Source organism: Pseudarthrobacter xylosi (genome assembly GCF_055412765.1).
Window position 1 is genome coordinate 191,249 of the sequence record NZ_JBVAYT010000003.1, and the last position, 21,963, is coordinate 213,211.

Here is a 21,963-nt window from a genome sequence, read left to right on the forward strand (position 1 = left end):
GCGGTACACGGGATCCGTTCCGGGGCACGCTGGGTGCCCGCTGCGGTGTGTACCAGCCGTTCACCATCGAAACGTTGATCTATCATTCAGCAGGGCTGTGGGAACGCGTTTTCCAACGCTTTTCTGCCGCGTGCTGATCTGGTGACAGCTTAGCTCCATTCCACTCTTCGGTCAGCGCAAATCTCACCTTTTGGACGCAATTTCGCCTTATGTGAATCGTCATTTCGTGAGGTTGAGTTAATCTGCTCGAATCACCCTGCGCGCAATCATCAGGGCCTAATCACGGGGCATCTGTTACAAATGCGCACGGTATGATATTTGGAGGCCGACGCCGGTAGCCGAGCCCTTATATGGGCGGCGGCAGACTCATGGCGTTGCCGGGACCTTCTTCTGATGACCATTGGCGGGCTGCCCGGCGAAAGGGCCGTAGGACACAGCTGCACCGCCAGACAGAACTGCCAACCAGAACGGGTGACTGCCACCGTGAGCACAACAGATACGCCGCTTAATGCTTCCCGCACCAGAGGGGGAGCCGGGTTCGCCCGTAAGGCCAAGGCGTATTTCGCCCTCACCAAGCCTCGTGTCATTGAGTTGCTGCTGGTCAGCACCCTGCCCACCATGATCTACGCCGAGCGCGGCTTCCCGCCGATCGGGCTGATCCTGGCCACCTTGGTAGGCGGCGCGTTTGCTGCCGGCAGCGCCGGTGCCTTTAACTGCTACCTGGACCGCGACATCGACAAACTGATGCACCGGACCGAGAATCGTCCCCTCGTCACCGGCGAGGTGACGCCCCGCGAGGCACTGGTGTTCTCCTGGCTGCTCGGCGCGGCCGCAATTGTCATTCTCTGGCTTGGGGCCAACCCGCTGGCAGCGTGGCTCGGTTTGGGCGCGATCTTCTTCTATGTGGTCATCTACACCATCATCCTCAAGCGCCGCACCGCACAGAATATTGTGTGGGGTGGCGCCGCGGGCTGCTTCCCGGTACTGATTGCCTGGGCCGCCGTAACCAACACTGTCGAGTGGCCGGCCGTCATCCTGTTTATGGTCATCTTCCTCTGGACGCCGCCGCATTACTGGCCGCTTTCCATGCGTTACGGCGAGGACTACCGCAACGCCAATGTGCCCATGCTGGGGGCCATCGCAGGCGCCAAGGTGGTTTCCGTCCAGGTGGTCCTCTATGCCTGGGCGATGGTGGCCTGCTCGCTGCTTTTGGTCCCTGCCGGTGGCGCGGGGTGGGTCTACACGGCCACCGCAGTCCTGGCGGGTGCCTGGTTCCTTTACGAGTCGCACTCCCTGTACAACCGGGCGCAGCGCGAGGACATCTCGGACAAGCGCGCCATGAAGGTCTTCCACGGGTCCATCAGCTACCTGACGCTGCTGTTCATCGCATTGGCCGTGGATCCGTTCGTCGGATCAGCGATCATCGGCCAGTAGCCCCCTCCTCAACAAACAACGCGGGGTCACTTACCGCCCATTCCGGACCTCCGGATGGGCGGTAAGTGACCCCGCGTTTGGTTAATCGGCAGGTGCCGGGCGGCGCGTTTACGTGACCGGGCTTGAGCGGGCGAGATCGGCCGTGTTTGTTGCCGCGCTCATCAGCAGCGCCGCGCCGAGCATGTGGGCGCCCACCAGCAACGCGGGGATGCCGTTGTAGTACTGGGTGAAGCCGATGACTGCCTGCAGCAGGGTTACGGCCAGGAGCAGCAGGACGGCGGTGCGGAACGGTCCCTGGATCCGGCGGACCATGACCAGCACCACTGCGAACAGTGTTCCGGCGGTGATCACGTATGCCGGAACGGCATGGATGTGGGAGAACAGGTCCCAGTCGAGGCCGTTGCGGGGTGCCTCGGCGTCACCGGCGTGGGGGCCGGAGCCGGTCACCACTACACCGAGCATTACGGCAAGAGTGGAGAAAAGTCCGACGGCGGCCGCCACCGGACGCATGACGCCCGGCAATGCGGGGAGCTGGCTGCCGGCGTGGCGGCCCGTCCTGCCGTAGGCCCGGTTGACGAGCAGCGTGGCGATCACCACGAGGGCCATGGACACGAGGAAGTGCAGGCCCACCACCCACGGATTGAGGTTGGTCAGCACAGTGATGCCACCGATCACCGCCTGTGCCGGAATGCTGGCCAGCAGGCCAAGCGCCAGCAGGAAGAGGTCCCGGCGCTCCTTGCGAAGGTTCCACAAGTACACCAGCATGGCCAGCGCAACCGCTGCCAGCGCAAACGTCAGGAGCCGGTTGCCGAACTCAATGAAGCCGTGGATCCCCATCTCGGCAGTGTTCACCAAAGAGGTGTCCGTGCAGCGCGGCCAGGTGGGGCAGCCGAGGCCGGACGCAGTCAGCCGCACCGCGCCGCCGGTCACCACCAGCAATGTCTGGCCAACCAGGGACGCCACCGCGAGGCGGCGGACGCTGGCGTCCACGGTACGGGGCAGCCTCGCGATGAGGCGGCCGGCGATCTGGGGGAGGCGTGAAGCCGTACTCACGGATATCTCAATTCCACTTGAACCAACGGATGGCTGCTGCACCGGCAAGAACAGTCCAGAGCAGCAGGATAAGCGCGGCGCCGCCGTTCAGCGAGCCGTGCAGGAAAGCTTCGCGCATGGCCTCGCCGAGTGCGCCGGAAGGCAGGTAGTGGACCACTTCCTGGGCCAACGCGGGCAGCCGTTCCGCGGGAATCACTATCCCGCCCAGGGCGCCCAGCAGGATCCACAGCAGGTTGGTGATGGCGAGGGTGGCCTCGGGCCGCACGGTGCCGGCCACCAGAAGCCCCAATGCGGTGAACGCCACAGCGCCCAGGGCCAGCATCGACAGCCCGGGGAGCCAGCCGGAGGCAGGCGGCTGCCAGCCCAATGGAAGCGCCACCAGTGCCACCACGGCAACCTGGAGGCAAAGCACGGCCAGGACCGCCAGCACCTTACCCGCGATGAGGCCTTCACGGCCCAGGGGTGTGGTGGACAGGAACCGGAGAACCCCGTAGCGCCGGTCGAAGCCGGTGGCGATGCCCTGGCCGGTAAAGGCCGTGGACATCGCGCACAAAGCCAGGATGCCGGGGACCGCCACATTGATGCGGCTGGCTCCAAAGCCGTCCAGGAAAGGAGTGACAGTGAGCCCTAACAGCGCAAGCAGCGGCAGGACCACGGCGAGGATCAACTGCTCGCCGTTCCTGAGCATGGCCAGTGATTCATACCTTCCCTGCAGCAGGATGCGGCGCAGCAGCGTGGCCGGCCCTCCCCGGGTGGCAGTGGCTGCGGCAGCCGTCATCGGATGTCCTTTCCCGAGATGTCGAGGAAGACATCTTCCAGGCTTCGTGCCGCGAGGCTCATGGAACCGGGCATAACATCATGGGCCGCCCACCAGGCTGTCAGCGACGCGAGATCGTTGGGAGTCAGTGCACCCGATGCAACGTAGCTTCCGGCCCGTGTTTCAGAGACGGCGATGGCAGCCGGCAGCACGCCGGTGAAATCCAGCCCCGGGGGAGCCTCGAACACCAGGGTGCGTATGTGGTCCGTGCCAGCCTCAACCACCGGGTCCCGCTGCAGCAGCTGGGAAACTGTCCCCTCGGCGACGTTCCTGCCGGCGTCAATGATGTAGATGTAATCCGCCAACCGCTGGGCGTCGTCCATTAAGTGCGTTGTCAGAATGATGCCCATTCCGGTTGCCCGCAGTTCCGAGATCAGCTCGAAGACCAGCTGCCGGGACTGGGGATCCAGGCCGGCGCTGGGCTCATCCAGGAACAGGACTTCCGGATTGCCGATCAGCGCCGCGGCGAGTGCCAGGCGCTGCTTCTGCCCACCGGAGAGCCTGCGGACGGTGGTCCTGGCGAAGGTGTCAATGCCAAGCCGTTCCACCAGTTCGTCAACGGAGCGGGGCTTCGCGTACATTCCGGCGATGTGCCGGAGGAGCGGGATGGGACGGGCCGACGGCGGGAGGCCGCCATCCTGAAGCATCACGCCTACGCGGGACCGCAGCTCGGCGCCCGCTCGGCCAGGATCGTGGCCGAGCAACGAGATGCTGCCGCCGCTGCGCTTCTGCAGGCCCTGCGCGCACTCGATGGTGGTGGTCTTTCCGGCTCCGTTAGCGCCCAGGAGGGCCGTGACCTGGCCGCGTTCGGCCATAAGGGATACACCGTTGACCACCCGGAGCATTTTTCCGTCCAGGCTGGCCAGCGGACCAACATCCTTAATTAACCCGCTGATGGACAGAACCGGGGATTCGGGGGATCGCACCCCAGCATTCTACGCGATGTAGTACTGGCGGGGCCGCAGGGGACACCGGCCGCAGGTCAGCCTGACCTTACTAGTACGGGGGAGTAAATTACGACATGATTGTGTTGTGTATTCCATGACCAATGCTGCTGCTGTGCCGTTTGCCGGGCACGGGGCGCCGCGTACCGCCGCTGATCCCGGCCACGTGGCGGCTGTGCCGGTGGCGGACTCGGACGAGCGTACCCGGGACCGGGTTCTTGGTGCCGTGCTTGAGCATGGCCCCATCAGCGCGGCGGAACTCGGCGACATGCTCGGCTTCACGCCGGCCGCGGTCCGGAGGCACCTTGATCATCTGGCCCGCAGCGGGGTTATTGAGGTCAAGCGCGTGGCCAAGGCCGGCGCCGGCGCGGGACGTCCCGCCCGCCGCTATGTCCTGAGCTCGCAGGGCCAGTCCACGCTTGGCAACGATTACCTCGACATCGCCACCCTTGCGCTCAAGCAGCTCCAGGCAGTGGCGGGCGAACAGGCAGTCCGCGCGTTCGCCGTCGAACGTTTTGCCGACATGGAACGCCGCTACGCACCGGAGGTCGAACTGGCCGGACCGGACATCAGCGCCAGGGCGCAGGCATTGTCCACCGCGCTGAGCCGGGATGGCTTCGTAGCGTCGGCCGCCTCGATCGAGGCCAAGGCCCCGCTGCCGGCAGCACTGTCCAGCGTCCAGCTGTGCCAGGGGCATTGCCCCATCCAGCAGCTCGCCGCCCAGTTCCCCGTCTTCTGCGATGTGGAGACCGAAGTGTTCTCCCGTCTCGTCGGCGTTGACGTGCGCCGCCTGTCCACGCTGGCTCGCGGTGGACACGTCTGCACCACCCACATACCCACAGGCCGGCTGGCTGCAGGGGGACACCAGGTCCCGCAGGCAGCCCCCGCCAGCCTGGATGAAGTAACCAACCATCAGCAAGAAAGGCCGTGATGACGGACCAACTATCAGAGAAAGCGGTAGCCGAAGACACTGTGATCTCGGAGATTCTGCAAAAGAATCCCGAGCTCCACGGCATCGGCACGTACGAGTACGGCTGGTCCGACAAGAACGACGCCGGTGCCAACGCCCGCCGCGGTATCAACGAAGAAGTCGTCCGCGATATCTCGGCCAAAAAGAGCGAGCCCCAATGGATGCTCGATCTCCGGCTCAAGGGCCTGAAGTATTTCGACCGCAAGCCCATGCCCACCTGGGGTGCAGACCTCTCGGGCATCGACTTCGACAACATCAAGTACTTCGTGCGGTCCACCGAGAAGCAGGCCACCAGCTGGGAGGACCTGCCCGATGACATCAAGAACACGTACGACAAGCTCGGCATCCCCGAGGCCGAAAAGCAGCGCCTGGTTTCCGGCGTCGCCGCCCAGTACGAGTCCGAGGTTGTCTACCACCAGCTGCGTGAGGACCTTGAAAAGCAGGGCGTCATCTTCCTGGACACCGATACCGCGCTGCGCGAACACCCGGAGATCTTCCAGGAGTACTTCGGCACCATCATTCCCGTGGGCGACAACAAGTTCGCGTCGCTGAACACGGCCGTCTGGTCCGGCGGTTCCTTCGTGTATGTCCCCAAGGGCGTCCACGTGGACATTCCGCTGCAGGCATACTTCCGCATCAACACGGAAAACATGGGCCAGTTCGAGCGCACGCTGATCATCGCCGACGAGGACTCCTACGTCCACTACATCGAAGGCTGCACCGCGCCGATTTACACCTCGGACTCGCTGCACTCCGCCGTGGTGGAAATCATCGTGAAGAAGGGCGCCCGCGTCCGTTACACCACCATCCAGAACTGGTCCACCAACGTGTACAACCTGGTGACCAAGCGTGCCATCTGCGAAGAAGGCGCCACCATGGAATGGGTTGACGGAAACATCGGCTCCAAGGTCACCATGAAGTACCCGGCCGTTTACCTGGTCGGCGAGCACGCCAAGGGCGAGACATTGTCCATTGCCTTCGCCGGCGCCGGACAGCACCAGGACACTGGCTCGAAGATGGTGCACATCGCGCCGAACACCAAGAGCTCCATCATTTCCAAGTCCGTGGCCCGCGGCGGCGGGCGTGCTGCCTACCGCGGACTGGTCCAGGTCCGTGAAGGTGCCAAGCACTCGGCGAACACCGTCCGTTGCGACGCGCTGCTGGTGGATACCATCAGCCGTTCGGACACCTACCCGTACATCGACATCCGCGAGGATGACGTGGTGATGGGCCACGAAGCAACTGTTTCCCGGGTCAGCGAAGAGCAGCTCTTCTACCTGATGTCCCGCGGCATGCGCGAAGACGAGGCCATGGCGATGATCGTCCGTGGCTTCATCGAGCCCATCGCCCGCGAACTCCCGATGGAGTACGCACTTGAGCTGAACCGCCTGATTGAACTGCAGATGGAAGGGTCCGTCGGATAACGATGACTGAAATCACTACTGAAAAAGCCCGCATCGGCGCGCCCTCGGCCCAACCGTTTATTAACGGTTTCACGGAAGAGGGCGAAAGCCTGTCTCCGATCAACTCGAACGCTTCCAAGGCCCCGCTGGCCGGCGAAGCCGTTAAGCGCCACTCGCACGGCGGCGGCGTGGGCATTCCGGACAGCTCACGTGCAGGCCGGCTGACCTCGTACAACCTCGCGGACTTCAAGCCGCTCACCGGGCTTGAAGAAGACTGGCGCTTCACGCCGCTCAAGCGCCTGCGCGGCCTGCACAGCGAGGTCCTGGCAGGAGCGGCTCCCACCGTTACCGTCAGCGGCCCCGAGCAGGTCACGGTTGAGTCCGTGGCACGCGGCGACAAGCGCATCGGTTCGGCCGGCATCCCGGAGGACCGAGTGTCCGCCAATGCCTGGGAGAACTTCAGCGAAGCCACCGTCCTCACCATCCCGGCCGAATTTGAAGCCGACACCGAGGTCACCGTCGTGATCGAAGGCACCTCCACGGAGGCAGCCGCCCAGCACCTGGTGATCGTGGCAGAGAAGTTCTCCAAGGCCGTTGTGGTCCTGAACCACCAGGGCTCGGCCGTGGTGTCAGAAAACATCGAAATCGTTGTTGAAGACGGCGCCAACCTCACGGTTGTCTCGCTCCAGGAATGGAACGACGACGCCGTCCATGCCTCGTCCCAGCAGGCAAAGATCGGCCGCGACGCCAAGTTCAAGCACGTCGTGGTCAGCCTCGGCGGGGACCTGGTCCGCGTCACGCCGTCCGCCCGATTCACCGCCCCCGGCGGCGAAGCGGAAATGTTCGGCCTGTACTTCGCAGACGCCGGCCAGCACCTGGAGCAGCGGCTCTTTGTTGACCACGCAGTGGCGAACTGCACCTCCAACGTGCTCTACAAGGGCGCGTTGCAGGGCCGCAACGCCCACGCTGTGTGGGTAGGCGACGTCCTGATCCGCAAGGAAGCCGAAGGCACCGACAGCTACGAGGCCAACCGCAACCTGCTGCTCACGGACGGCGCCCGCGCCGACTCCGTGCCGAACCTCGAGATCGAAACCGGCCTGATCAAGGGAGCCGGCCACGCAAGCGCCACCGGCCGGCTGGACGACGAGCACCTGTTCTACCTCATGGCCCGCGGCATCCCCGAGGATGTTGCCCGCCGCCTGGTGGTCCGTGGCTTCCTGCACGAGATCATCCAGCAGATCAAGGTACCGGCCCTCGAAGAGCGGCTCACCGAGGCTGTTGAGCGCGAACTCGCCGTGACGAACAACTAGACGGCGCGGAAAACAGATGACTGACCAGCCAAAGGGCGAATTTGTCTGCAAGACGGATGAAATCCAGCTCAAGCAGGCCCTCCGGATCCTGATCGATGACTACCCCGTAGCCATCGTGAAGGACTCCATGGGAGACATCCACGCCATCGGGGACACCTGCTCGCACGCGGACATCTCACTGTCCGAGGGCGAAGTGGAAGGGTGCATGATCGAATGCTGGGGCCACGGTTCCCAGTTCGATCTGCGGAGCGGCGAGCCGCTCCAGCTGCCGGCCTACGATCCCGTCCCGGTGTTCGCCGTCGAGATCCTCGGCGACGAGGTTTACGTGGACTTCACGAACGTGCTCAACGGAGCGGAAGCCCCGAACTTCAGCTAGCAGCATCGACGGCACCAGCCGTACAAATCAGCCGGACACAAGCAACAGAACCTAACTTCCAGATACAGACCGCACCACCGCCGGAGGGCGCGGTGCAGAGGAGAACAAGACCTATGTCTACTCTTGAGATCAAGGACCTGCACGTCAGCATTGACACGGAGCAGGGCACCAAGGAGATCCTGAAGGGCGTCAGCCTGACCATCAAGACCGGTCAGACCCACGCCATCATGGGCCCCAACGGTTCGGGCAAGTCCACCCTGGCATCCACCATTGCCGGGCACCCGCGCTACAAGGTCACCAACGGAACCATCACGCTTGACGGCGAAGATGTCCTCGCGATGACCGTTGACCAGCGGGCCCGCGCCGGCCTCTTCCTGGCCATGCAGTACCCTGTGGAGGTCCCCGGCGTGAGCATGACCAACTTCCTGCGCACCGCCAAGACCGCCATCGACGGCGAAGCACCGAAGCTGCGTACCTGGACCAAGGACGTCAAGGCGGCCATGGCCCAGCTGCGCATCGACGCTGACTTCGCCGAGCGCAACGTCAACGAAGGCTTCTCCGGCGGCGAGAAGAAGCGCGTCGAGATCCTCCAGCTGGAGCTCTTCAAGCCGAAGTTCGCCATCCTTGACGAGACCGACTCAGGGCTGGACGTTGACGCCCTGAAGGTTGTCTCCGAAGGCGTCAACCGTGCACACGAGGCGGGCAACATGGGCACGCTGCTCATCACGCACTACACCCGCATCCTGCGCTACATCAAGCCTGACTTCGTTCACGTTTTCGTTGACGGCCAGGTTGTCGAAGAGGGCGGCCCGGAGCTGGCAGACCGCCTCGAAGACGAAGGCTACGACCGTTACGCCACGGGCGCCGGCGCAGCCACCATCGCTGCTGCCGCACAGGCCTAGATAGGACTTGCCATGACCGAAATCAATACGGCCCGCACGGGCCTCGAGGATGTCGAAGAGGCACTCAAGGACGTCATCGACCCGGAACTCGGTGTGAACATCGTGGACCTCGGGCTGCTGTACGGCCTGAAGTACTCCGACGACGACGGCGCGCTGCTGATCGACATGACGCTCACCACGGCCGCCTGCCCGCTCACCGATGTCATCGAGGAGCAGGTCGGCAAGTCCCTTGACGGCGTCGTCGACGACTGGCGCCTGAACTGGGTGTGGATGCCGCCCTGGGGTCCGGAGCGGATCACAGATGACGGCAAGGACCAGATGCGGGCCCTCGGCTTCAACATCTAGATCCCCACCGCCTCCCTAGCCTGGCTTCGACGACGGCCGGTTACCTTCTCAGCGAAGGTGACCGGCCGTCGTCGTTCCCTCAATCGATGGTGTCAGAGGGTGGGGGCCGAGAAGGTGTCGCACTGGTTGATGTCGCCGGTGGTGTAGCCCTGGTAGAACCACTTTTGCCGCTGTTCGCTGGAGCCGTGCGTCCAGGCCTCGGGCGAGACCCGGCCCGTGGCGGCTTCCTGGATCCGGTCATCGCCCACCGCTGAAGCTGCGGACAGTGCATCGTTGAGGTCCTGCTGGGTGATCGGTTCCAGGAACGGCTGGCCGTCGGGTCCGGGCTGGGTTGAGGCGTGCTTTACCCAGAGGCCGGCATAGCAGTCGGCCTGGAGCTCCACGCGGACGGCGCCGGACTCGGGCCCCTGCGGATCCTGCTGGCCGCGGTCTATGTACCCCAGCACGTTCTGGATGTGGTGGCCGAATTCGTGGGCCACCACATACTCCTGCGCCAGGGGACCTCCCGAGGATCCGAAGCGGTCCACAAGTTCCTGGAAGAAACCCGGATCGAAATAGGCCGTGCTGTCAGTGGGGCAGTAGAAGGGGCCCACAGCACTGGAAGCCGTTCCGCAACCGCTGTTGACTGCCTGATCGAAGATCACCGTCTCCGGCTGGGGGTACTGCACTTTGTAGTCCTGGAGGTAGGCCGGCCAGAACGCGTTCAGGCTGTTCACCGTGCCGGTGATCCGGCAGTCCAGCCGCGCGTCGGCGTCGGCCCCCGTAGTGCAGGCGGGTGCCGTGCCCTGGCTCTGTTCAGCCGTGCCCGCCCCGCCGGTCAGGCCTTCGAGCAAGGCGGGGTTGACGCCGAGGAGCGCAGCGATCAGCAGGATGATGCCGCCCCCGATGCCGCCGCCGACTTTTACTCCGCGGCCCATGCCGCGCCGGTCCTGGACCTGGGACGGGTCCAGCTGGACGTTGTCATTGAAGCTCATGAAGTCACAATAACCCTTAGCGGCACCACCGAAGCGGAGTCCGGCCAGTAAAGTTGGGACGATGCCATTTCTCGACAATATCCAGCGCTGGGCCGAAGAACGCCCCTATGACACCGCCGTCGTGGTGGCCGGCCGGCGCCTGCGCTGGGCTGAGCTCCGTGACGCCGCAGCATCCGCCCTTCCAGAGACAGCGGCCGTCTCCGTCCTTGCGGAGGCCAACTCCGTAGACTTCGCCGTGAAGTTCGCCGCAGCCGTATCCGGCAGGCGGCAATGCGCCGTCCTGGATCCGACCTGGCCGGCGTCCCTGCATCAGGAAATTCTTCAGCGGCTTGCGGAATCAGCCACGCCGGGCGAAGTTTCCGCAGCAGATATTTTTGCGGACGGGCCGCCGGAGTCGACGTTCCTGATCGGACTCACCTCTGGCACCACCTCAGTGCCGAAGGCATTTACCCGGTCCAGGCAGTCCTGGCGCCAGTCCTTTGACGCGTCCATTGAGTTCTTTGGCCTAGCCCAGGACGACGTCACGCTCGCGCCCGGGCCCTTGGCCGCCAGCCTCAACCTCTACGCCCTCGCTGAATGCCTCTACGCGGGCTCGGAATTCCAGACGCTGGAGAGCTTTGACGTCGGTGCTGTCCACGCCGCCATCACGCACGACGGCGTGACCCGGCTCATCCTGGTGCCCACCATGCTGCGGCTGCTGAGTGAGCGCGGCCTGACCGGCTGCGTGGATGCCGCCGGCATCCGGACCATCATCTGCGCCGGCTCGAAGCTGGACGCACGCACCCTTGAGGCAGCACGGCGCTGGGCGCCGAACGCCACCATCTTTGAGTACTACGGCGCGTCCGAACTGAGCTTTGTCTCCGGTGCGGGGCTGGCGGCGGGGGAACTGCTGGACGCCGGGGGCACTGGAATCGGACACCCGTTCCCGGGCGTGGACGTCAAAATCCTGGATGACGACGGTTCCGAACTGCAGGACGGCCACGCCGGCAACATCTGCGTCCGCAGCGGCATGCTCAGCAACGGCTACCTCTGGGGTGACGACGGCCAGGCGCTCCGTTCCTTCAACGGCTGGTTCACGGTGGGGGACCAGGGCTACCTCGACGGCGGCGAACTGCACATCCTGGGCCGGCGCGCCGACATGATCCTGACCTCGGGCAAGAACGTGTATCCGCACGAAGTGGAACTCGCCCTGGCGGCCGTACCAGGAGTGGCTGCTGCGGTGGCCGCCGGAATGCCCGATGATCTCCGCGGCCAACGGGTGGTCGCGGGCGTCATTCCGTCCCAGGGCGGAGTCACGGCCATGCAGCTCAAGGCCGGACTCGAAAACATCCTGCCGCGGGACAAGCGGCCGCACCAGTACTTCGCACTCTCCGAACTTCCCACCACGGACCGGGGCAAGGTCAGCCGGAACATCCTCCTGGACTGGATCAGCTCCCACGACCCCAGGGCGCGGCACCTTGACCGCTGACCTGCAGCCCCATGGCATGCCGCCCGGCGACCTGCTGCCCGCGGACCGGCAGCCGGTGATCATCGCGGCGCGGCGTACCGCGGTCCGGCGCGCCAACGGTGCACTGAAGAAACTGCGTGCGCACCAGCTGCTGGCGCCGGTCCTGCTCGACCTCCTGGCCGACACCCACCTGCCGGCTGAAGAAGTCACGGATGTGGTGATTGGCAACGCCGTGGGCGGCGGCGGCAACGTGGCCCGCCTGGCCCTTCTTGAGGCAGGGCTGCCGGTCAGCGTGCCGGGACTGACAGTCGACCGCCAGTGCGGGTCAGGGCTGGATGCCATCGTCCTGGCCGCCAAGCTGGTGGCCGCCGGCGGAAACCCTGTGTATCTCGCCGGGGGAGTGGAGAGCATCAGCACGGCTCCGCTGCGGGCCTACCGGGACGACCACGGCGAGCCCGCCTTTTTTGCACGCGCCCAGTTTGTGCCGCACAGTTTCGGCGACCCGGACATGGGAGTCGCTGCCGAGAACGTTGCTTCCCGGTTCGAGGTCAGCCGGGAACGGCAGGATGCCTCGGCGCTCCGCAGCCACCAGCGGGCGCTGGCCGCCGCTAAGGCAGGCTATTTCGCCGCCGAAATCACTACGCTGGAAACGGCAGCCGGACCCATCAGTGCCGACGACGGCCCCCGCGCCGGCCTGTCCGCCGCCGTCCTGAAGCGGTTCCCCGCCGCCTTTGTGCCAGGGGGGACTGTCACCGCCGGGAACTCATGCTTCGACGCAGACGCCGCGTCCGCCGTCGTCATCACTTCCCTGCAGCGGGCCCGGGAACTGGGAGCCGCCGACGGGCTCCTGGTAATGGCCACGGACACTGCCGGCGTGGATCCCGACGTGTTGGGGATCGGTGCAGCGGTTGCCGGGCAGCGGCTCCTGCAGTCGAGGGGGCTGTCCGCTGACAGCGTCGACCTGGTGGAGTTCAACGAAGCCTTCGCGTCCCAGACCCTGGCCTGCCTGGACCAGCTGGGCATTGATCCGGAGCGGGCCAACCTTGACGGCGGGGCGCTGGCATTGGGCCACGCCTACGGGGCATCCGGTGCGGTACTGGTGGCTCGGCTTCTCGCCCAGGCGCGCCGTGCCGGGAACCACGGCTCCCTGGCATTGGCCCTGATCAGTATTGCCGGCGGCATGGGAACGGCGGCGCTGCTGCGCTACGAGTTGCTGGCCGGCGGGCAACAGATCCCCTAAGACGCACAGGAAGAAACGGCAGCTCAGTCTTCCGCGTCACCCAGCCCGCGTGCAGCCAGCGCTTCGCCGGTCTGGCGGGCGAAGGCCACAGTGGTGATAAAGACGGGCAGCACGAGGGCACGCGGGTTGCGCTCAAGCCCGCGGGCCCGGGCGGAATCCCGGACGTCTGCAAAGGCGCCGGCGATATACGGGATGCTGCGGAGCATGATGGCGATTGTCAGCGCAAAACGCTCGGGGTCCGCGCCGAAGCGGCGGAATGGTGTGGCCAGCGAGACAACGCCGTCCAGGATCCGCTGCATGGGCGTGGTGGCCGTCAGCAGGGACGCCGCCACCACGCAGACCAGGATGTTCAGGACAATCCGGGCGGCCGTGGGTCCGCCCAGCTGCCACCACTGGAACAGGCCGATGACCACCAAAACCAGGGCAACAGGACGTACATCACTCACGAGCCGCCGGGTTCCGGCGCCGGTCAGGAGAAACAGCGCGCCGAGCACGGCCAGCACCGCGGCGGAAACCAGCCAGTCGACCACCACAAAGGACACCAGGCCGCAGCCCACCACCAGCAGGAACTTGCATGCCAGCGGCGTCCGGTGGATAACGGAATTCCCCGGGACATAGTTGGCCAGCAGGAAGCCGTGCCCCCTCATGGCGCGGCCAGGCCGTTGGTGACCAGCGCCCGGTATGCCTCGACGGCCGCGACGGGGCCACCATCAAACATCACGCGTCCCGCTTCCACCACCAGCACGCGGTCCATCTCCAGGGCGAGGTCGAGGTCGTGGGTGGACATCACGATCTGCTGGTCGAGCCCGGACAGCGTGCGGCGCAGGAGTTCGCGGTTCCGGAGGTCCAGGAGGGTGGACGGTTCATCCAGCACCAGGACAGTGGGACTCACGGCCAGAACAGCGGCGAGGGCCATCAGTTGGCGTTCACCGCCGGACAGTTCATAGATGCTCTGGTCCGCGAGCGGCAGCAGGCCAAGGCGCGCAAGGGCCGCTTCCGCCAGCGTGCGCCGCTCCGCACCGTTGCGGACCGGGCGGCGCAGCGACAACTCCACGTCTTCGCGCCCCGTGGGCATCACCAGCTGGGACAACGGATCCGTGAAGACGAACCCCACCTGCCGGCGGACTGCCCGCACCGCCCGGACAGTATCGGCGCCGTCCACGGACACGCTGCCGGAACTTGGCTGGACCAGGCCGTTAATCAGCCGCAGCAACGTGGACTTGCCGGACCCGTTGGCCCCGATCACGCCGATGCGCTGTTCCGTCAGCTCAAGCGTGACGTCCTGGAGCAGGGACTTCGGTTCCGGGCGGTTGTCAACGGCAACGGCCACTGAGGCCTGCCGGAAAGAAATGGTTGCCATGGCGGGACTAGTTGTTGATCCGCTTCACCCGGCGGACCAGGACGTCGGGAAATGCCCGGTGCAGCGCCACGGCGATCACCGCGGCGAGGATGTTCTTAATCACGTCGCCGGGGTAGAAGACCAGGTCTGCAAGGAAGGCGTCACCCAGTGAGGCTTTGGTGTTCAGGGCGATCCCGGCAACTCCGAGCGTGTGCACGAAGGCGATGCTGGTGACCATCGCCGACGCGAAGAACCACAGTGCCCGCGCCCGTGTTGTCCGCCGGATCACCACGGTGGCCAGCCAGCCGACAACGGCTGCAGCGATGGGGAAAGCAATGATGTAACCGGCCGACGGTCCGGCCAGGATGGCCAGGCCGCTACGGCCCTGGCTGAAGATCGGCAGGCCGGCCAGGCCCAGGAGGGTGTACAGGCCGACGGCGGCGAAACCCCGGCCGGGGCCCAGCATCAGGCCGGTAAGCATCACCGCAAGGGTCTGGAACGTGATGGGGATGCCGAACACGTTCGCCGCGATGCCGGGCACCATGGCGGAGCCGGCAACGAGTGCAGCGAAGACGGCGATCAGGCCCAGGTCGGTGGCGTTCCACCGGCTCCGGAGGCGGGAAGCGGTGCCGGTGACGGCGCTGTCAGTCTGACTCATGGGGTGTTCCTGTCGTGGTTGTGCAAGCAAAGCATGGGGGTGATCCTGACGTTACCGGCCGCCGTCGGACGCTATTTTGTAGGGGACCTACTAAGTGGGATGCCCGGGATTGACGGCAGGGCACAAACGCTAGCCAACGCACGACGGCGGTGCGGCGGTTATGGGGTCAAGCTGGGGCCGGTAGACTTGGAAAGGCCGTTCTGTCGGTCATTCTGCCCGGCTGCTTCCAGACGTCATCCGATGAGCTGCGGCGTTTCCCTGTTGTGAAAGGCCTTACCTGCTGTGATTACTGTCCAGGATCTTGAACTGCGCGCCGGCGCCCGGCTCCTCATGGACCAGGTGAGCTTCCGCATCGACAAGGGCGACAAGATCGGCCTCGTAGGCCGTAATGGCGCAGGCAAGACGACCCTGACCCGGGTGCTGGCGGGCGAAGGCCAGCCCGCCGGCGGCAAGGTCACCCGCAGTGGCGAGATCGGCTACCTGCCGCAGGATCCCCGGACCCCGGACATGGAACAGCTGGCCCGCGACCGCATCCTCTCCGCCCGCGGCCTCGACGTCGCCGTCAACAAGCTCAAGCAGACCCATGAGGACATGGCCAGCGAGGACGCCGAGATCCAGCGCAAGGCGATGAACCGCTATGACCGGCTGGAATCCGAGTTCCTGGCCGCCGGCGGCTACGCGGCCGAGGCCGAGGCCGCGGCGATCTGCTCCAACCTTGCCCTCCCGGACCGGCTGCTGAACCAGCCGCTCAAGACCTTGTCCGGCGGCCAGCGCCGCCGTGTCGAACTCGCCCGGATCCTGTACTCGGACGCCGAAACGATGCTCCTCGATGAGCCCACGAACCACCTCGACGCGGATTCCATCACCTGGCTCCGCGAGTTCCTGAAGAACCACCAGGGCGGCCTGATCGTGATCAGCCACGACACCGAGCTGCTCGAAGCCACTGTCAACAAAGTGTTCCTGCTTGATCCCAACCGCGCCAAGGTCGACTTCTACAATATGAACTGGAAGCGTTACCTGCTCCAGCGCGAAACGGATGAGCGCGCCCGCAAGCGTGAGCGCGCCAACGCGGAAAAGAAGGCCCAGGTCCTCATCGACCAGGCCAACAAAATGCGGGCCAAGGCCACCAAGGCCGTTGCGGCACAGAACATGGCCAAGCGTGCCGAACGCCTGCTGGGCGGCCTCGAAGCCGTCCGCGCTACCGACCGCGTGGCAGCCCTGCGCTTCCCGGATCCGTCGCCCTGCGGCAAGACCCCCCTCACCGCGGACGGACTCAGCAAGTCCTACGGCTCGCTGGAGATCTTCACCGACGTGGACCTGGCCATCGACCGCGGCTCCAAGGTGGTCATCCTGGGCCTTAACGGCGCCGGCAAGACCACCCTCCTGCGGATGCTCGCCGGCGTCGACAAGCCGGACACCGGCGAGGTCGTGGCGGGCCACGGCCTGAAGGTGGGCTATTACGCCCAGGAGCACGAGACACTCGACGTGGACCGCACCGTCCTGCAGAACATGCGTTCCTCGGCCCCGGACATGAACGACGCGGAGGTCCGCAACATCCTGGGCTCGTTCCTGTTCTCCGGAGACGACGTCGACAAACCCGCCGGTGTGCTCTCCGGCGGCGAGAAAACCCGGCTGGCCCTGGCCACGATCGTGGCCTCAAGCGCGAACGTGCTGCTCCTCGACGAGCCCACTAACAACCTCGACCCGGCCAGCCGCGCCGAAATCCTCGGGGCACTAAGCAACTACACCGGCGCCGTCGTCCTGGTCAGCCACGATGAAGGTGCCGTCGAAGCACTGAACCCCGAGCGGGTTGTGCTGCTGCCCGACGGCATCGAGGACCACTGGAACGAAGACTACCTGGACCTGATTACGCTGGCTTAGCCCTTCTCGGCGTCCGGCTCGCCTTCCGCTTAGCACCGCGCTCGATTTGCCGCGTGCTCGCTCGTTCCTCGCTTAGACGCACGCTACATAAATCACCCACGTTGCGCAGCGAACGCAACTGACGAGGAGAACGCAAATGAACGGACAGAACGTGCGTCAGTAGCCCTGCGCGTCCAGGAGGGCGTCTTCCTCTTCTTCGGCGGTCGCCTTCTTGCGCTTGCGGGCAACAGGGGGACGACGGCGGGCTGCCGCAGCGGCGGAATGCACCGTACTGCCCGAATCCGTCAAACCTTCTTCGCCCTCTGCGGCGTCCTCGGCGTCGATCGCGGCGTTCCTGGCCTGCTGCCTTGCGGCATACCCGAAGCCAACGAACATCAGCACGCCGAACGCGAACCACTGCAAGGAATAGGACAGGTGCGTGCCTTCTTCGGTGGCCGGCTTTGGGAACGGGAACGGCATGTCAACCGGGGCGGGAGATTCAGACGCGAGCTGTCCGTAGGCGCCAGTCAGGACCGGATATCCCAGTTGGCCTGCGTAGGTGGGGAGATCGATGGAAGCAAGCTGGCCCTCGGGCGCGCCACGGTCCAGTTGGGGCTCCCCGTGCTTGAGGCGGACGACGGCGGTCACTGGGCCGGCGGGAGGCGTCGGAATGGAATCGGGGCTGCCCGGGTTCTTGTTGCCGATGGGCAGCCAGCCGCGGTCAATCACCACGGTTTCGCCGGTCTCCAGCTTGAACGGGACAACCACCTCATACCCGGGCTGCCCGTTCAGCGGACGGTTGCGGACAATACGCTGACCGGCAGGATCGTAGGTGCCTTGGAGTTCCACCTGGGTCCATTCCTTCGACGGGTCCAGCGCGGAGAACTCGTCCTTTGCCTCGTCGAAGGAGATGGGTGTGGCGGAATAATTCGTGACCACGCGGTTGATCTCCGCGAGGGTCTCTGCACGGCGGTCCATCTGCCAACGGCCAAGGAAGACGCAGGCAGCGGCGAAGATGGCGGCCAGCAGGAGGTAACCCAGCCACTTGCTGGAGAAGAGGAAGCGGTACATTCAGACGTCCTGCCCTACCGGCGCCTGGCCGGCGTCCTGCCCGGCCTCGAGGATCAGGGTTTCCTTCCAGAGCCCGCGGGTCTGGAGGTAGTCTTCGAGCCAGTCACGGTGCTCGTCGCAGGCAAGCCAGGTTTTGCGGCGTTCCGGCGTATGGATTTTGGGGTTGTTCCAGAGCAGTTGCCAGGACGCATCCGAGCGGCAGGCCTTGCGGGAGCACATGGCAGCCATGGCCGGCGGGGGACCAGCGGTCCCTGCAGCCAGGTCAAAAATGTTCATGAGGCGCGCCGTTCCTGTCCTTGCGTGGGTTCGTCGTCGTCATCAATGAGCTCGCCCTGGATAACGGCGGACGTGGAGCCGTCCTGTTCCACCGGCCCGGCCGGGCTTTCCAGCTCGGCAAGCGGGGCCGAGTCCAACAGCGAGTCGCTGTGAACCTCCGCCTGGTCACTGCCGTTCGCGATCACCACCGCAATCCACGGGAGGAAGACGGCGCCAGCGACCATAACGAGCTTGAACCAGCCGTCCACCACAAAAATGAGGATGAGGCAGACCATGCGGATTCCCATGGCCAGCGCGTACTTGATCATGCGCTGGCGTATATCCTCCGAGTGGGCCGCCGCCGCGTCCGTAATGCTGTGGACCCCGGAATCCCCAGAGAACCTTTCGGGGTCTCCGGGCACGGACTGTCCGGCATGGTTTTCAAGGGTCACGGCTGATTGATCACGCTCCAAAGGCTTGCCTCAATTCTCTCACCATCGGCAGTGCCGCCCAAACGCGGGCTAAGATCGGAGGCAGCAAAATCACACCCCGTCCTACCAGCGGCTGCACAGGCCGCAGAATCCCGGAGCGTTTAATGTCTGAAGCAGCCACAGCGGCCCGCAGTGTCCTGATCACCGGTGGAAACCGCGGCATCGGCCTGGCCATCGCGCAGGCTTTTGTAGCCAATGGCGACAAGGTGGCCGTGACGTACCGGAGCCCGTCGGAGCTGCCGGCCGGGATCCTGGGCGTGAAGGCGGATGTGACTGACGAGGCCTCCGTAGATGCGGCCTTCGCCGAGGTGGAAGCTGCCCACGGTCCCGTTGAGGTCTTGGTGGCAAACGCGGGAATCACCAAGGACACGCTCCTGATGCGGATGAGCGAAGACGACTTCACATCGGTGATCGATACCAACCTCACCGGCGCTTTCCGTGTCATCAAGCGCGCCTCCAAGAACATGATTCGGATGCGCAAGGGGCGCGTGGTCCTCATTTCCTCGGTCTCGGGCCTCTATGGCGCGCCGGGCCAGATCAACTACTCCGCATCCAAGGCCGGCCTGGTGGGTATCGCGCGGTCCCTGACCCGGGAGCTCGGCTCACGCGGGATCACAGCAAACGTGGTGGCCCCCGGATTCATTAACACGGACATGACGGCGGAACTGCCTGAAGCCACGCAAAAGGGCTACCTTTCCAGCATTCCTGCCAACCGGTTTGCCGAGGCATCGGAAGTGGCCAACGTGGTCCGATGGATTTCCAGCGACGAGGCGGCCTACATTTCCGGCGCCGTTATCCCTGTTGACGGCGGACTCGGCATGGGCCACTGACCACGGAAGACTGACCACAGGACACTGACCAGAAGGCCCGTCAGGCGGCAGCGTCGAATGCTTCCCTGAGCCAGCCGGCCACCTGGCTGCTTGTGGTGCGCACGGTCGCCGGCACGGCGCTCATGATGGCGTCATGGACTGCCTCGCAAGACTTGAAGTCCGGCAGGCTAATCCCTGAAGACTTCCTCCGGTGTGGATGCGGTTCCGGCGCTGTCCGTCTTAGGGGGAGCATACGCCGGACGGAACACTGCCGGGAGGCTCCGCGGAACTATCGTGAACTGCCTTCTTTGTGGGGGGTCACACAAGCGAATCTAGGGGACGCGCTGGCATGATGGACTCCAGACCTCATGCGATTTAGACGTTTCGAACAAAGGAGCCCATATGGGACTGCTGGACAACAAAACCGCCATCGTGACCGGATCATCACGGGGAATCGGCGCCGAAGTGGCCAAGAACCTCGCTGCCGAAGGCGCTGCCGTCGTAGTGAATTACCGCCAGAAGGCGCCGCGCGCTAACAAGGTGGTCGCAGGAATCGAGGCGACCGGCGGCCGCGCCACCGCCGTCGGTGCGGACCTCACCACCCAGGAAGGCGTGCAGGCCCTGGCCAGCGCGGCCATGGAGAACTTCGGTTCGCTGGACGTCCTGGTGCTCAACGCTTCCGGCGGCATGGAGTCCGGCATGGCGGACGACTACGCCCTGAAGCTGAACCGCGATGCGCAGGTCAACATGCTCAACGCCGCCGTGCCCCTGATGAAGGAAGGCTCCCGCGTGGTCTTCGTGACCAGCCACCAGGCCCACTTCATCAACTCCGTGCCCACCATGCCCGAATACGAGCCTGTGGCCCGCAGCAAGCGTGCCGGCGAGGACGCCCTGCGCGAACTCCTCCCGAACCTGGCTGAGAAGGGCATCTCGCTGGTGGTGGTGTCCGGTGACATGATCGAAGGCACTGTCACAGCCACGCTGCTGGACCGCTCGAACCCGGGCGCCATCGAAGCCCGCCGCGCCGAGGCCGGAAAGCTCTACTCCGTGGAGGAGTTCGCTGAAGTTGTGGCCAGCATGGCTACCGCCGACGTCGAATCCGGCCACACGGAGTACGCCGGCGGCTCCGACTACTTCGGCAAGGGCGCCGAGTAGCAACACGCATCACCACAACGGCCGCACTTCCCGCGCGGCAAGACCCACCACCATGACGGGCTCCGGGCAGTACTCCTGCCCGGAGCTTTTGTCTGTCGTGAAGCCGAGCCTGTCTGTCGCGAAGCCCGGCATGCCGGGAGAAAGCGTCTTCGGGGGCGTTGTCCATGAGGGCAACGCCGCCTAGGGTTTGATGCATGGCACAGCAACGAGAGGTGACGGGCCGTAGCTATCCGGCAGGTGTTCCGTGTTGGGTGGACACCGAGCAGCCCGACGTGTAGGCCGCCATCCACTTCTACGGCGGAATCTTCGGGTGGGAGTTCGAGGACGTTGCCCCGTCCGGCAGCACCGGCAGGTACGTCATAGCCACCCTTGGTGGCCACGAAACGGGCGCAATCACGGGCCTTGGCACCGGTGTCGCCGCGTGGAACACGTACATTTCCGTTGACGAAGCGGATGCTGCCGCGCAGCACCTGCTCTCCGTCGGCGCAACACTGAAATCGGCCCCCGCCGATGCGGGCTCAGGAGGCGTGCAGGCGGTGCTGGCGGATCCCGAAGGTGCCGAGTTCCGCATCTGGCAGGCCCGCGAGCGACTTGGTGCCCAGGCGGTCAACCTTCCCGGCGGATGGAACTTCAGTGACCTCCATACAACAGACACCGAGGCAGCAGCCGCCTTCTACACAAAGGCATTCGACTGGCAGTTCGACACCCTCGACTTCGGAATCATGATCCGCCGCCCCGGATACGGCGATCACCTCGAGGCAACCGTCGACCCCAACATCAGGGTCCGCCAGTCGGGCGACCTCGTGCCCCGCGGCTTCGAGGACGCCGTTGCCTGGCTTGCTTCCGCGGCGCCCGGTGAGCGGCCGCAGTGGCACGTGACGTTTACGGTCGCAGACCGGGACCGTACGGCCCAGGAAGCGGAGCGACTCGGCGCCGTCGTCCTCGGGCAGGACGACACCGAGTGGACCCGCACCGTCCTGATCCGGGATCCCGGCGGAGCCGTTTTCACCGCAAGCCAGTTCACGCCGCCGTCGGGCTGATCCGACCCGGCTGAGCGGACCCGGCTGATCCGACCCGGCTGATTAGGCCAGGCGAAGCAGGAGTTGGCGG

The 21,963-nt window shown here is 65.3% G+C and carries 23 protein-coding genes; 13 read left to right on the forward strand and 10 right to left on the reverse strand.

Annotation, left to right across the window (positions count from 1 at the left end; genetic code table 11):
- Positions 1-471 precede the first annotated feature (471 nt).
- Positions 472-1,434 (forward strand): heme o synthase, encoded by a 963-nt coding sequence (locus ACZY1F_RS08410; RefSeq protein WP_463941298.1) that lies wholly within the window; start codon positions 472-474, stop codon positions 1,432-1,434.
- Between the two features lie 108 nt (positions 1,435-1,542).
- Here the strand turns inward: ACZY1F_RS08410 and ACZY1F_RS08415 are convergent, their stop codons facing one another.
- The 3 genes from ACZY1F_RS08415 to ACZY1F_RS08425 are packed head-to-tail and all read right to left on the reverse strand — an operon-like array spanning position 1,543 to position 4,230.
- Positions 1,543-2,487, reverse strand: coding sequence for a COX15/CtaA family protein (locus ACZY1F_RS08415; protein ID WP_463941299.1), 945 nt, complete (start codon positions 2,485-2,487; stop codon positions 1,543-1,545).
- Positions 2,488-2,494: 7 nt separating this feature from the next.
- Positions 2,495-3,265, reverse strand: a complete 771-nt coding sequence (locus ACZY1F_RS08420; RefSeq protein ID WP_463941300.1) for an ABC transporter permease — start codon at positions 3,263-3,265, stop codon at positions 2,495-2,497.
- Entirely contained in the window at positions 3,262-4,230 is a 969-nt protein-coding gene (locus ACZY1F_RS08425; protein ID WP_463941301.1) for an ABC transporter ATP-binding protein, read from the reverse strand. The genes ACZY1F_RS08420 and ACZY1F_RS08425 overlap by 4 nt, the downstream gene beginning before the upstream one ends.
- Before the next feature lie 106 nt (positions 4,231-4,336).
- On the opposite strand from ACZY1F_RS08425, the gene ACZY1F_RS08430 reads away from it, so the two are divergent.
- The 6 genes from ACZY1F_RS08430 to ACZY1F_RS08455 all read left to right on the forward strand — a co-directional run bounded on the left by ACZY1F_RS08430 (position 4,337) and on the right by ACZY1F_RS08455 (position 9,554).
- The gene (locus tag ACZY1F_RS08430) at positions 4,337-5,179 is read left to right on the forward strand and encodes a helix-turn-helix transcriptional regulator (protein WP_463941302.1); all 843 of its coding nucleotides are present in this window, start codon (positions 4,337-4,339) and stop codon (positions 5,177-5,179) included.
- Positions 5,179-6,642, forward strand: a complete 1,464-nt coding sequence (gene sufB, locus ACZY1F_RS08435) for a Fe-S cluster assembly protein SufB (protein WP_141140584.1) — start codon at positions 5,179-5,181, stop codon at positions 6,640-6,642. The genes ACZY1F_RS08430 and sufB overlap by 1 nt, the downstream gene beginning before the upstream one ends.
- Before the next feature lie 2 nt (positions 6,643-6,644).
- The gene (gene sufD, locus ACZY1F_RS08440) at positions 6,645-7,931 is read left to right on the forward strand and encodes a Fe-S cluster assembly protein SufD (protein ID WP_463941303.1); all 1,287 of its coding nucleotides are present in this window, start codon (positions 6,645-6,647) and stop codon (positions 7,929-7,931) included.
- A 16-nt stretch (positions 7,932-7,947) separates the two neighbouring features.
- Positions 7,948-8,307, forward strand: coding sequence for a non-heme iron oxygenase ferredoxin subunit (locus ACZY1F_RS08445; protein ID WP_463941304.1), 360 nt, complete (start codon positions 7,948-7,950; stop codon positions 8,305-8,307).
- A gap of 113 nt (positions 8,308-8,420) precedes the next feature.
- On the forward strand, positions 8,421-9,209 hold the full coding sequence (gene sufC, locus ACZY1F_RS08450) for a Fe-S cluster assembly ATPase SufC (RefSeq protein WP_463941305.1): 789 nt from the start codon (positions 8,421-8,423) through the stop codon (positions 9,207-9,209).
- 12 nt (positions 9,210-9,221) lie between these two features.
- On the forward strand, positions 9,222-9,554 hold the full coding sequence (locus ACZY1F_RS08455; protein ID WP_111908059.1) for a metal-sulfur cluster assembly factor: 333 nt from the start codon (positions 9,222-9,224) through the stop codon (positions 9,552-9,554).
- A 92-nt stretch (positions 9,555-9,646) separates the two neighbouring features.
- Here the strand turns inward: ACZY1F_RS08455 and ypfJ are convergent, their stop codons facing one another.
- On the reverse strand, positions 9,647-10,528 hold the full coding sequence (ypfJ, locus tag ACZY1F_RS08460) for a KPN_02809 family neutral zinc metallopeptidase (protein WP_463941306.1): 882 nt from the start codon (positions 10,526-10,528) through the stop codon (positions 9,647-9,649).
- Positions 10,529-10,589: 61 nt separating this feature from the next.
- Here ypfJ and ACZY1F_RS08465 point away from each other — a divergent pair, with 61 nt between their 5' ends.
- Positions 10,590-11,996 (forward strand): class I adenylate-forming enzyme family protein, encoded by a 1,407-nt coding sequence (locus tag ACZY1F_RS08465; protein WP_463941307.1) that lies wholly within the window; start codon positions 10,590-10,592, stop codon positions 11,994-11,996.
- Between the two features lie 16 nt (positions 11,997-12,012).
- A complete protein-coding gene (locus tag ACZY1F_RS08470) occupies positions 12,013-13,215 on the forward strand; it encodes a thiolase family protein (protein WP_463941564.1) in 1,203 nt (400 codons plus the stop codon).
- 23 nt (positions 13,216-13,238) lie between these two features.
- Here ACZY1F_RS08470 and ACZY1F_RS08475 read toward each other — a convergent pair whose 3' ends face one another.
- From ACZY1F_RS08475 to ACZY1F_RS08485, 3 genes are read right to left on the reverse strand one after another with little or no spacing between them, the layout of a single operon-like run.
- Complete coding sequence (locus ACZY1F_RS08475) at positions 13,239-13,862, reverse strand: energy-coupling factor transporter transmembrane component T family protein (protein ID WP_463941308.1); 624 nt, start codon at positions 13,860-13,862, stop codon at positions 13,239-13,241.
- Positions 13,859-14,575, reverse strand: coding sequence for an energy-coupling factor ABC transporter ATP-binding protein (locus ACZY1F_RS08480; protein ID WP_463941309.1), 717 nt, complete (start codon positions 14,573-14,575; stop codon positions 13,859-13,861). The genes ACZY1F_RS08475 and ACZY1F_RS08480 overlap by 4 nt, the downstream gene beginning before the upstream one ends.
- Positions 14,576-14,582: 7 nt before the next feature.
- Positions 14,583-15,212, reverse strand: a complete 630-nt coding sequence (locus ACZY1F_RS08485; RefSeq protein ID WP_463941310.1) for a biotin transporter BioY — start codon at positions 15,210-15,212, stop codon at positions 14,583-14,585.
- Positions 15,213-15,494: 282 nt separating this feature from the next.
- On the opposite strand from ACZY1F_RS08485, the gene ACZY1F_RS08490 reads away from it, so the two are divergent.
- Positions 15,495-17,093 carry an ABC-F family ATP-binding cassette domain-containing protein gene (locus ACZY1F_RS08490; RefSeq protein ID WP_463941311.1) on the forward strand — a complete coding sequence of 533 codons (1,599 nt, stop codon included), beginning with the start codon at positions 15,495-15,497 and terminating at the stop codon, positions 17,091-17,093.
- Between the two features lie 156 nt (positions 17,094-17,249).
- Here the strand turns inward: ACZY1F_RS08490 and ACZY1F_RS08495 are convergent, their stop codons facing one another.
- From ACZY1F_RS08495 to ACZY1F_RS08505, 3 genes are read right to left on the reverse strand one after another with little or no spacing between them, the layout of a single operon-like run.
- Positions 17,250-18,143, reverse strand: a complete 894-nt coding sequence (locus ACZY1F_RS08495; protein ID WP_463941312.1) for an SURF1 family cytochrome oxidase biogenesis protein — start codon at positions 18,141-18,143, stop codon at positions 17,250-17,252.
- Positions 18,144-18,419: a hypothetical protein gene (locus ACZY1F_RS08500; RefSeq protein WP_463941313.1), complete on the reverse strand. Its 276-nt coding sequence runs from the start codon at positions 18,417-18,419 to the stop codon at positions 18,144-18,146. It abuts the gene before it with no gap.
- The gene (locus ACZY1F_RS08505; protein ID WP_463941314.1) at positions 18,416-18,850 is read right to left on the reverse strand and encodes a DUF3099 domain-containing protein; all 435 of its coding nucleotides are present in this window, start codon (positions 18,848-18,850) and stop codon (positions 18,416-18,418) included. The genes ACZY1F_RS08500 and ACZY1F_RS08505 overlap by 4 nt, the downstream gene beginning before the upstream one ends.
- A 143-nt stretch (positions 18,851-18,993) precedes the next feature.
- Between ACZY1F_RS08505 and fabG the strand changes: the two genes are divergently transcribed.
- The 3 genes from fabG to ACZY1F_RS08520 all read left to right on the forward strand — a co-directional run bounded on the left by fabG (position 18,994) and on the right by ACZY1F_RS08520 (position 21,893).
- Positions 18,994-19,719 (forward strand): 3-oxoacyl-ACP reductase FabG, encoded by a 726-nt coding sequence (gene fabG / locus ACZY1F_RS08510; protein ID WP_463941315.1) that lies wholly within the window; start codon positions 18,994-18,996, stop codon positions 19,717-19,719.
- Between the two features lie 381 nt (positions 19,720-20,100).
- The gene (locus ACZY1F_RS08515) at positions 20,101-20,853 is read left to right on the forward strand and encodes an SDR family oxidoreductase (protein WP_463941316.1); all 753 of its coding nucleotides are present in this window, start codon (positions 20,101-20,103) and stop codon (positions 20,851-20,853) included.
- A gap of 284 nt (positions 20,854-21,137) precedes the next feature.
- Entirely contained in the window at positions 21,138-21,893 is a 756-nt protein-coding gene (locus ACZY1F_RS08520) for a VOC family protein (protein WP_463941565.1), read from the forward strand.
- Positions 21,894-21,963 lie beyond the last annotated feature (70 nt).

What these genes read in the sequence shown, in the direction of transcription:
- ACZY1F_RS08420 (WP_463941300.1), bottom strand. Translation starts at nt 3,265, where the DNA reads ATGACGGCTGCCGCAGCCACTGCCACCCGGGGAGGGCCGGCCACGCTG.
- ACZY1F_RS08485 (WP_463941310.1), bottom strand. Translation starts at nt 15,212, where the DNA reads ATGAGTCAGACTGACAGCGCCGTCACCGGCACCGCTTCCCGCCTCCGG.
- ACZY1F_RS08475 (WP_463941308.1), bottom strand. Translation starts at nt 13,862, where the DNA reads ATGAGGGGGCACGGCTTCCTGCTGGCCAACTATGTCCCGGGGAATTCC.
- ACZY1F_RS08445 (WP_463941304.1), top strand. Translation starts at nt 7,948, where the DNA reads ATGACTGACCAGCCAAAGGGCGAATTTGTCTGCAAGACGGATGAAATC.
- ypfJ (WP_463941306.1), bottom strand. Translation starts at nt 10,528, where the DNA reads ATGAGCTTCAATGACAACGTCCAGCTGGACCCGTCCCAGGTCCAGGAC.
- ACZY1F_RS08465 (WP_463941307.1), top strand. Translation starts at nt 10,590, where the DNA reads ATGCCATTTCTCGACAATATCCAGCGCTGGGCCGAAGAACGCCCCTAT.
- ACZY1F_RS08515 (WP_463941316.1), top strand. Translation starts at nt 20,101, where the DNA reads ATGGGACTGCTGGACAACAAAACCGCCATCGTGACCGGATCATCACGG.
- fabG (WP_463941315.1), top strand. Translation starts at nt 18,994, where the DNA reads ATGTCTGAAGCAGCCACAGCGGCCCGCAGTGTCCTGATCACCGGTGGA.
- ACZY1F_RS08495 (WP_463941312.1), bottom strand. Translation starts at nt 18,143, where the DNA reads ATGTACCGCTTCCTCTTCTCCAGCAAGTGGCTGGGTTACCTCCTGCTG.
- sufD (WP_463941303.1), top strand. Translation starts at nt 6,645, where the DNA reads ATGACTGAAATCACTACTGAAAAAGCCCGCATCGGCGCGCCCTCGGCC.
- ACZY1F_RS08455 (WP_111908059.1), top strand. Translation starts at nt 9,222, where the DNA reads ATGACCGAAATCAATACGGCCCGCACGGGCCTCGAGGATGTCGAAGAG.
- sufC (WP_463941305.1), top strand. Translation starts at nt 8,421, where the DNA reads ATGTCTACTCTTGAGATCAAGGACCTGCACGTCAGCATTGACACGGAG.
- ACZY1F_RS08500 (WP_463941313.1), bottom strand. Translation starts at nt 18,419, where the DNA reads ATGAACATTTTTGACCTGGCTGCAGGGACCGCTGGTCCCCCGCCGGCC.
- ACZY1F_RS08470 (WP_463941564.1), top strand. Translation starts at nt 12,013, where the DNA reads ATGCCGCCCGGCGACCTGCTGCCCGCGGACCGGCAGCCGGTGATCATC.
- sufB (WP_141140584.1), top strand. Translation starts at nt 5,179, where the DNA reads ATGACGGACCAACTATCAGAGAAAGCGGTAGCCGAAGACACTGTGATC.
- ACZY1F_RS08480 (WP_463941309.1), bottom strand. Translation starts at nt 14,575, where the DNA reads ATGGCAACCATTTCTTTCCGGCAGGCCTCAGTGGCCGTTGCCGTTGAC.